Annotated in this window: 6 protein-coding genes; 1 reads left to right on the top strand and 5 read right to left on the bottom strand. The window is 45.3% G+C overall.

The features are described 5' to 3' along the window. Together ABWO75_RS12395 and ABWO75_RS12390 are read right to left on the bottom strand one after the other, a co-directional pair. A partial coding sequence (locus ABWO75_RS12395) for a hypothetical protein (protein WP_353185990.1) occupies positions 1 to 3,991 on the bottom strand: 3,991 nt, incomplete at its 3' end. Positions 3,992 to 4,216: 225 nt separating this feature from the next. Continuing rightward, positions 4,217 to 4,441, bottom strand: coding sequence for a hypothetical protein (locus tag ABWO75_RS12390; RefSeq protein ID WP_353185988.1), 225 nt, complete (start codon positions 4,439 to 4,441; stop codon positions 4,217 to 4,219). A gap of 250 nt (positions 4,442 to 4,691) precedes the next feature. Here ABWO75_RS12390 and ABWO75_RS12385 point away from each other — a divergent pair, with 250 nt between their 5' ends. Continuing rightward, the gene (locus ABWO75_RS12385) at positions 4,692 to 7,205 is read left to right on the top strand and encodes a P-loop NTPase family protein (protein ID WP_353185986.1); all 2,514 of its coding nucleotides are present in this window, start codon (positions 4,692 to 4,694) and stop codon (positions 7,203 to 7,205) included. Positions 7,206 to 7,226: 21 nt separating this feature from the next. Here the strand turns inward: ABWO75_RS12385 and ABWO75_RS12380 are convergent, their stop codons facing one another. The 3 genes from ABWO75_RS12380 to ABWO75_RS12370 form a co-directional block, all read right to left on the bottom strand. Then, positions 7,227 to 7,763: a DUF962 domain-containing protein gene (locus ABWO75_RS12380; protein WP_353185984.1), complete on the bottom strand. Its 537-nt coding sequence runs from the start codon at positions 7,761 to 7,763 to the stop codon at positions 7,227 to 7,229. A 16-nt stretch (positions 7,764 to 7,779) separates the two neighbouring features. Then, positions 7,780 to 9,333 carry a ribonuclease Y gene (gene rny, locus ABWO75_RS12375; RefSeq protein ID WP_257659004.1) on the bottom strand — a complete coding sequence of 518 codons (1,554 nt, stop codon included), beginning with the start codon at positions 9,331 to 9,333 and terminating at the stop codon, positions 7,780 to 7,782. A gap of 307 nt (positions 9,334 to 9,640) precedes the next feature. After that, positions 9,641 to 9,940, bottom strand: coding sequence for a cell division protein ZapA (locus ABWO75_RS12370; RefSeq protein ID WP_353185982.1), 300 nt, complete (start codon positions 9,938 to 9,940; stop codon positions 9,641 to 9,643). Positions 9,941 to 9,975: the final 35 nt, after the last annotated feature.

Here is a 9,975-nt window from a genome sequence, read left to right as displayed (position 1 = left end):
GGCAGAGGCCATAGACATCCAAATGTCCCTCGGATGAAAGCGCCCCCAGCAAAGCAGTTGTATGGTCTTCGAGCCTGATCGATTGATAATCAACAGTCGGCGTGATCTCCAAATAATATCGGCCTTTCGTATCCTGCACCAGCCGGATCTGACCAGCAGCATCTGCAAAGAGATTCTGGCTACTTCCTGTACCATTCGTTATTGGATTACCAGCAGCATCTTGAATGGTCACATTGAAATAATGGTCGCCCAGGGCAATACCATTCAACACACCGTTCACCAGTCCACCTATCGAACCGGCAAGCAGCGAGTTCAGTATATCCTCTTCATAGCCAATACGGATGTACGATGAAGTACCTGCTGGAACCAAGGCGCTGAAACCCAATTCCACGAATCCCGAATACGCGCCAATACCTGCAACCAAACCAGCATCCGACCGGATGGTCGCATAGCTATTGTGGTTGCCGTCCGTCAGGTTCTGGATATCATCCACATTTTCAGAGTCACCAATCACATCTGCACATACCTCAAACGGAGGCACTTCATAATCGGGATCAGGACAAGCATCGGAGATACGGTATACATTGTATAAGCGCACAGGACTTGCCACTCCTACGCCAACTAACGACGCCACTTCAAAGCGGATACGGTCATAGGTAATACCTGCACCCGGCTCCAGCTCCACATTGACCCGTCCACCTGAATTAAGCAATCCGAGTAAGTCTAATTCAGGAATTAATGAATTTTCCAGCGTAATCGGCGAACCAACCGGCTGATCGCCGTTGAATAGGTAAACCGTATATCCGCCCAGAAGATCTACATTTGCCAACGCTTGCGGCACTTGCATGCGCAGCCTTATTTTATCCGTGGCGGTTGTCGTTACCTTTGTTTTGAAATAAATATCTTGATGTAAAGAAGCCGCAACACCAACACCAACGGCACCCAACGTAATTTCGGAGTAGTTAGCATTGTTATCATCAATCGCATATTGCGGGTTGATGACACCAGCAGGATTAGCTCCTTCGAGTAGACTTACACTCAACCCTGTTCCATCAAATGTCGTAAATGCTCCCTGCTCACACGGATCGAAGACCGTCTCGCGGCACATGCTGTACACATTCATCGTCGTAACAGCATCCAATCCAGCTATGGCCGTATTTTTCAAGGTAATCCGCACCGATTGATAAGGCACATCGGCTGTATAGGCGATGTAAGTACGTCCAAATTTGTCACGAACAATGCGAACATTGGCTCCGGTAAACCCTCCAGCACTTGACGCATCGCCGATGGTTGTTATCGGAGTCCCTGTAGCATCCCGTACTTCCAGCTCGAAAAAATGGTTACCCAACAGTACGATATCCCCAACATCTGCTAATAAACTACCTAATGTACCACCCACGAGTGCATCGAGTAATCCGTCATCGGCCATATCAATGCGGATATAGGACGTTTCCAGTGCCGGAACCGGCTGATCATACCCCAATTCAATGAAACCGTCATATGCACCAGCACCCAATACCACACCGGAACCGGCCGATAACGTGGCATACGTATCGATGTCGCCATCAATGGCGTTGTAAGCAAAGTTGACGTTTTCAAACTCCCCGAGTTCAACACCGCAGTCTGGTCCGTTAAAAGGCGACTCCGTATCCGGGGGATTCGGCAGGGGATTCGGGTCAGGGCAGTCCGCACCAAAACGTTTAATACTGTATATGCGTATCGGTGTGCTGAGTGCATTCACGTCGACAAGCGTACTCACGCCTACCGCCACGCGGTCAAACGCTTTACCCGGGCCAAGCGGGATAGTTACGACGTTATCAGAGGTTAATAGTCCGAGAATATCCAATCCAGCCACCAACCCGTTTTGGAGCCGTTGCGAATAAACCAGCTCATCACCACTGTAAGCCCGGATCTCGATATTATTCAACAGTTCGACATCAAGCAGACTACCGTTTTCAACTCCCAGTTTAACCTTGAAGTAATCGGCAGGCGAAGATAACGTATGGAAATCCACGAACTGGAAGGTACTTGCGCCGATACCGGCAGTACCGATACCGATTTCTGAATAGGTATTGTCATCTTCCACGGATGGATCATCATCGTCAATTGCCAAATGTGCATTTTTGACACCTGCACTACCTACGCCTAAAAGGTCGAGACTGATTCCACTCGATTCCGAATACGTGGCGAAAGCCTGCTCACAATCTTCAGCACCCGTAGAATAACACAAGCTGTAAACTTTCATTGTCCGGCTGGCTTCTGCACCAATCAAAGCGGGGAAATGTTCCGTAATTTTCACACTGCGGTAAGCCGAAGTGGGGGTAACGGCTACATAAAATGCACCATATTTATCCTGAACAATCCGTATAGGCAAGCCATTGAATGCGTTTGCACTGGATCCGCTCAATACAGGCACGCCGTTTTCATCATTTACCTGAATATCAAAGTAATGATCTCCGAATAATACATTATCCAGCACACCGCCCAGCAATCCCCCCAAGCTACCATCCAATAGCGCTGTTAATAGCCCATTGTCTCCCATATCTATTTTAAGGTAGGAAGTCGTATTCGCAGGCACATTACTTTGGTAACCGATTTCAATGTTACCCGAGTAAGCACCGATACCCAACAGCGAGCCGGAGGTCGCTTCCAACACAGCGTAAGTGCCGGGGTCGCCGTCTATCGCATTAAATGGAAAGTTAGCATACTGATGGCCTACTAATACGTCGGCGCATTCCCGGTTTAGTTCCAGCATGTGATTATCACCCTCGTCAGCTAATGGCGGTTCTGGATCAACACAGGTCAGTGGTGAATCACCGAGACCATAACGTTCTACGTGATATACTTCGAGCGGTGACGAGGCCAGATTAAGTGCAGCTGTTGTATTGATACCGATGGCAACGCGGTCAAAAGGTACGCCCGGAGCAAAAGGTACTGTTATGGGATTACCCGACTCCAATAAGGTAAGCAAATCAAGGCCATTGACTAAGGCCCCTTGCAGTTTTTTGGTATATACCAGCTGATCACCATTATAAGCGCGAACCTCAAAATTACCCAACAAATTTAGATCAAGCGCACTTCCGCCGCCGATTTTAAACTTAATCTTGAAATAGTCCTGCTGAGCTGAAAGCCCATTGAAATAAAATGTCTGGAATACTGATCCCAGGAGATTTAATGTACCCGTAGTAATGGTTGAATGAGTATTTGCGTCATTATCGACAGCCAAACCCGGATCCAAAACCAGATCGCCAATGGAAACAGTGACTCCTGATGCCTGTCCCAGGTCAGCAAATGAAGAAACCCCGCAAGAGGGAGTTTCATCTAAGGTGAATGCATGATAAACATTTAGACGGAGATTGGACGCGACTGTAACATTTAAACCTGAAAATGTCAGTTTCAGCCGTACTCCATCATAATTGGTTACGTTATCCGGCGAATACACCATTAGGTAATGATTACCGTCGCCACCCAGAATAATCTTTGAAATGACATTGATACCTGTTATTGCAGTGCCCTCGCTACCAGAAGTACTCCCAGTATATAATTCAGCTGGAATGATGTTATTGGCCATACTTAACAGGCTGCCCAGATCTAAACTAATGCCTGTTAATGTAGGTGCATCAATTCTAAAAAAGGTTGCCGATTTCGCAGGAATATCCGGACTCCCTCCCGACTGCTCCGGAAACTTGACCTGAAGCCATGCATCTCCAGATCCTAATATACCTGCAAGCACCCTTGTAGAAACCAATTCCGCCGCTGCATTATCATCCGGATCCGAAGCGGCGCTCGGGTTATTGACCGTTGCATTGCCAGGGCCCAAAAGTGGGTTCAGGACTTCAACTCCGGAACTGACATCCAGCGTAGCATGGATTTTCTCCTGTCCACTCACCTTTCCTACCAGACCCGGTGCAAACAACAATAGTGGAACAGCTAAACACGTAAAAAGAAACCGTAAAAATGAAGTTTTCGGATAAGTAGATGATGCTTTCATATACAGGTGGGTTTATAATCTAAAACGGTAATTTCAAATTTGACAATAGGCATAAAAATCTGGAAATAAGTAGCTTGCGACAAAACAAGCGTAACTAAGGCTTAAAACGGTATGGTTATTGCATTGATTCATGTGGTAGATGTTTTAGACATTTCTGAAGGGTCTCGTACCCTTTGGAAGTGTCTTCTTTAATCAAAACAGGTGGCGCTTGCTGTCTACAATGAGTCAAATCCCACTCAGAACCGCTCCGTTTACCAGCAAAGATAGCCCTGCAATAAGTTCAACCCTTTGTTCACTGTGTTCATTTTGCGATCTTCCGTTCATTTCATTCATGTTTATTTGGTGTTTTTGATTTTTTAATAAAACCAAAATAAAAATGAGTTCATTTTCTTGTCTAAAATATAAATAAAGCCATATTTCAAAAGCAGGCAGAGTCTTGTTATTGTCCACGTAAAGATGTGTCTACTCGTTTCACCGTATTGCCCGCGGGTAGGTCGGTGAAAAGATTGCAGACCCCGTCATTTTTGCTTAAGTTTGCTATGAGATAAAACCAGCCTTGCCTATCAGAATCAGGCAGTTGGTATTGTCGGAATTCGACCAACTGATATTACCGGACAATGTATTTGGTGAAAATGGAACAACAGGAGTTGTTTTTATATTTAATTAAACAGTAAGTTATTGTCTTAAACATCTACCACCAATGAAAACCTATTTACAGGCTTATTTCGATGAGCTAAAAGGCCGCGTACTGGACAAATCTGAAATTACCCAGATTGTTCCGGCCGATTGCTATCGCCTGGCACTGGACATCAAAACAGCGACTCATAAAAGCGTAAGTGAAACCACCATCAAACGTGTATTCGGTTTTGCATCCTCTATCCATCAACCTTCTATTTATACACTGAATGCATTGGCCGAGTATTGTGGTTTTACGAGCTGGGACAGCTTCTATACTCACATGGAACAGGATAAGCTACAGACGTCCCAACAGAAGTCATGGAGTGAGGTGCTGGTAAATGCAACAAAGATTAGTCTATTTAGTATCCAAAGTAATAAACATAAATGTGGCATCCCCTATCACAAAACGGTAGATCGTGAGAATATGGTTCATTTTGTAGATCACCTGCACGGCAGCGGAGCTACGGTGGGCATATTAAGCGGACCTGTAGGTTGTGGAAAAACCATTGCCGTAACCCGATGGGTGGAACAGCAGATCAGTCAGAGCCATACCAATAATGACAGCAGCATTTTCCTATTTACCAATAGCCTCTCGCTACTGCAGGGCACGGCGTTCGGGTATCATAGCAATCGCTGGCTGGCGCATTTATTGGGCATGGACTCAGCTGAATTGCTGGACCGGTTTATGGACGACCATAAAAATGCGGCACCGGGTAAGTTTTATCTCGTTATCGATGAGTTTCATAGTGACTTGGTTGCCGACAGACAGTTTTATACGGTAATCAAACAGTTTGTGGAAATGGTGCGGCATTTTGCACAATACAAATGGTTCCGAATCATCCTGGTGCTGCGTACTACCACGCTGTTTAAATATGAAACACTATTTAGCAGCACTGCTACCGACCCGCTCTGGTTTTCATCACTTAGCGGCACCGCGGAAAGTGTATATGCCAGCATCGACTCATTTTCAAGAGCGGAACTGCATCGCCTTAGTCGAAAATTCCATCTGCCGGTAACCACGAAGTCATTAATCACGCAGCATAGCATCATTAAGAACCCCCTTTTCTTCCAGTACTTTTATGAATGCTACGGAGCGGACATGGACCCAACCAATGTGAGTCCGTTCGACGAATACGTGATCACAGTACAGTATATTAAGAAAAAAATATTCAACGGCATTAACACCATTGCCAAACAGGCTTTAATGGAAGAATTATCCGATCTTGTTGATAAGGAAAACTTGTTTGTTAATAGGAAACAGGCCTATGGCATCATCAAACTATACCGTACTGCTTATAATGATTTACTTTATTCGGGCATACTGAATGAAAAGGGCACCGGCCTTGAAATGAGGCAACAAACGTTCATCGAATTTCAGTCGATTGAGCTTATCGCTTACTTCAAAGCCCTGAAATTTTTCAATCAGCAATATACGGTGCAGGAGCTTATTGACCACTTGAATTATTCCACCGCTGGAACCGCCATAAAAGTTAGTCAGCTCAAGTGGCTGCTGCTCTTTTATATCGAAGCAAAAGACACAAGCCTGCTTCATCACCTGAGCAGCATCTCATTTATTAAAAGCAATCCTTTCCATCTCATCGCGTTTGCCTGCGATGGACTTCAAAAGTTTGGCTTAGCAAGCCAATGTTCTACCGGAGGTAATAGTGCTCAGAGCATGGTCCATTTACATGATAATTCGTTTGTCCATTACGTTTCCAGCCAGCTGTGTTTTCAACCTAAATTCGGCATACACGCTGAAAAACTACTTGATTTTGAACTGGCTACAGAACAGGAGATCATTCTGCGGAGTAAGCTGGCGGTAATTGCCTTATTACGATGGGACGAAAAAGCGTTGTTGAACCACCTGGCAGGCCTGGCTGCATTACCCGCTGGAGCTTATGCCGGATTGATGGTCAACCCCTTAAATTTGCTTACCTACTTATACCATTACTTTGACCATCGTACTGTCGAAGATTCACTGGTTTTCGAACTGGATAAGCTTGCAATTCAACTATCCTATCCGGCGGACATAGCTACGGACTATCACTTTGATGTTTTGCTGTACCTCGCAATTAAAGTTACCGAACATCAAGAAATGGCTCGGAAATATGGTGAAGTAATCCGACAACGGCTCGAAAAAACTGACCCGGAACGGATTTATGAAATTGACTTCACCATAATGATGCATGCACTCTTCCTACTGGAATCAGGTGACGAAACGGCGGCCTCCCAATGCATTGAACAATTGTCCACTTCTAATCTGCAGCAATATCCTGTGCTAAATCTACTGCATACTATTTTCAATATACATGTATTGAAATTACATGGCGAAAGCTGTCGGCATCTCGTGCAATCTGCTATCATAATAAGTGAATCGTATGGTTTTAAGCTGTTGGAAGCTTATTGTTCCTTGTTATTACTGGACGAAATGCCAAAAAACAAGCAACTCCGGCAATTGAGTCACCTGAAATTCCAATTTACTTCTGCATTGCCCAGTTACATGCGTACCAGCTCCCTTCCAAACAACTATGGTTGATCCGGAAGGCTGTCACGGCGATCAGTAAGGAAGCTGAAGCTTCCTAAATAGAAAATGTAAGAGCCAGATGGGTCCAAGCAATAACAGCTTAAAAAAACCACGTAGGGAAACGGAAGGCTTTTCCAAGGTTTTACCTGCATATAGCGCCAATAATGAAATCAGCAATAGTATACTGCAAACCAGCCAAACCGCCGGTCCCCCATCCTTTTCGATATATTCCAATTGCACAATGAAAAAGCTGAAAATCCCGACAAACAACAGTACGCCATAGGAAAGCGTAGGTGCCAAACGCAGGTAATAATAGATCATTGCGGCAATAAAAAAGGAGCCCCAATTCAGAAAAATATCATATCCGTGTTTCGTCAAAAAAGCTATCTCGGGAAACGGAATCATCCAGATCAGTCCCAGCAGAGCAAACGAGAAAACGGGAATACCAATAGCCTGGATCACACGATTTGCCGGATTTCGGTAATCGTGGGCCAATTGCTCAAAGTGTATGTCTACCGCACGCTTAGGAAGCGCCGCGACAGTTTCACGTTTTTTCTTTTTATTCGCCATGAATCGGAACAGTAGATTATTTCGCGTATGACACCGATCGTGTTTCCCGGATCACCGTTACCTTAATCTGCCCAGGGTAAGTCATTTCTGTCTGGATACGGGTAGAAATATCGGCCGCCAGCAATTCCGCCTGTGCATCAGATACTCTTTCGCTCTCCACCACTACCCTTAATTCACGGCCTGCCTGAATGGCAAAAGTCTTTTCAACACCTGGGTAAGACAGGGCCAGTTCTTCCAGCTCCTTCAGTCGTTTGATGTAATTTTCCACAACTTCTCTGCGCGCTCCCGGACGGGCTCCGGAGATGGCATCACACGCCTGAACCACAGGTGAAATCAACGAGGTCATCTCAATTTCATCGTGGTGTGCACCAATGGCATTACATACGTCAGGGTGCTCTTTATATTTTTCGGCTAATTGCATACCCAAGATCGCGTGTGGCAATTCGGGGTTATCATCCGGCACTTTACCAATGTCATGCAGTAAGCCGGCGCGTTTTGCGTGCTTCACATTCAGTCCCAGTTCCGCCGCCATTGTCGCACTGAAATTAGCCACCTCCCTGGAGTGCTGAAGCAGGTTCTGTCCGTATGAAGAACGATACCGCATGCGTCCGACCATGCGGATCAGCTCCGGATGGAGACCATGTATGCCAAGATCGATAACGGTACGCTCCCCTATTTCGACAATTTCATCTTCAATTTGATTTTTGGTTTTGGATACGACCTCTTCGATACGGGCCGGGTGAATCCGGCCATCGGTTACGAGTCGGTGTAATGCCAGGCGGGCAATCTCGCGACGTACCGGATCAAATCCCGAAAGAATAATTGCTTCGGGTGTATCATCGACGATGATCTCAACGCCGGTTGCAGCTTCCAATGCGCGGATGTTCCGCCCCTCGCGCCCGATAATACGTCCTTTAATTTCGTCATTTTCGATATTGAATATCGACACGGTGTTCTCAATGGCGCTTTCTGTCGCTGTTCGCTGTATGGTCTGGATAACTACTTTTTTAGCTTCTTTGGTTGCGGTAAGTTTGGCCTCATCTACAATATCTTTAATCTGGATTACAGCTTGTGAACGAGCTTCTTCTTTCAGGTTTTCAACAAGTTGCTCCCGTGCTTCATCGGCTGAGATACCAGCCATGGTCTCCAACTGCTTGATGTGCTGCGATTTCAGCTGCTCCACCTCTTCACGTTTCTTTTCGTTAAGTTCGGTAAGCCGTTCCAGGTTTTTACGCGTAGTTTCCAGTTCCTGTTTTTCGCGGTTCGCATTTTCAAGCTTCTGGTTAAGCGACTGTTCTTTCTGGCGCAAGGTGTTCTCGCGCTGGTTGAGTGTGTTATTCCGTTGATTGGTTTCCTTTTCGTGCTCGGCTTTAAGCTGCAGGAACCGTTCTTTGGCCTCCAGCTGCCGTTGTTTTTTGAGGTGTTCGCCTTCCTGCTCGGCGTCCTTCAGAATCTTTTTTGCTTTGTGCTGTGCTGCCACCTCCTGTTTTTTGAAGAGGAACCGCAGCATGAAACGGCCAACTGCCGCGCCTACAATAAAGGCTATTATGATGTAGATGATCATATCCATTGTTTCTGTTAATTCTATAGTTAATTTTCCATTAAAGCACACCCGTATTCTGTCACCGGGTCTCCGTTTTTATTATCCCTTTTTAGCTTTAATACCGGCGCATTTAATTAAAAAAAAACCGCAATTAAATAATCAGGTCTCATGTATTATAAACTTCTCTACACAGGTTTAGCGTATTGATCATGACCAGGTGGCATAAAGCAAAATGGCCTGCATCTTATTTACGCTTTTGTGATATTGAAGCGTTAAGTTTAAAATAGTGAAACCCGAATTTAACTGCGGTAAATTCGTTATTAAGCTCGATGTATTAAGAACGTACGTTGTTGAAAAACTCAGATAACATGCTATCCAGTTCATTTACTGCCTTTTCCACGCCTACCTCATCTGCATTTGTCTTTTTTTCCGACTTCAGCATCCCCGTTGCATAGTGCAGCACGCACATCGACAGTAAATCCTGTTTATCCCTTACAGCATAATTCTCCTGAAACTCTTTAATTCTATCGTTTATCAACTTAGCCGCCCGCCGGATCACCTCCTCTTCCTCCATATCTACACGTAATGGGTAAATCCGGTCGGCAATGTTTATCTTTATGGAAATTTCTCCCATGTTGAGCTAATTCACTATGTATTACCTACTTGCTA

This window comes from Parapedobacter lycopersici (assembly GCF_040395035.1).
GTDB classification, from domain to species: Bacteria; Bacteroidota; Bacteroidia; order Sphingobacteriales; family Sphingobacteriaceae; genus Parapedobacter; species Parapedobacter lycopersici_A.
The sequence above is the reverse complement of the archived record's forward strand: the minus strand, read 5'-3'. Positions and strand labels throughout refer to the sequence as shown.

Coding starts and splice junctions, on each gene's coding strand:
- rny (WP_257659004.1), bottom strand. CDS start 9,333: ATGGATATGATCATCTACATCATAATAGCCTTTATTGTAGGCGCGGCA.
- ABWO75_RS12370 (WP_353185982.1), bottom strand. CDS start 9,940: ATGGGAGAAATTTCCATAAAGATAAACATTGCCGACCGGATTTACCCA.
- ABWO75_RS12385 (WP_353185986.1), top strand. CDS start 4,692: ATGAAAACCTATTTACAGGCTTATTTCGATGAGCTAAAAGGCCGCGTA.
- ABWO75_RS12380 (WP_353185984.1), bottom strand. CDS start 7,763: ATGGCGAATAAAAAGAAAAAACGTGAAACTGTCGCGGCGCTTCCTAAG.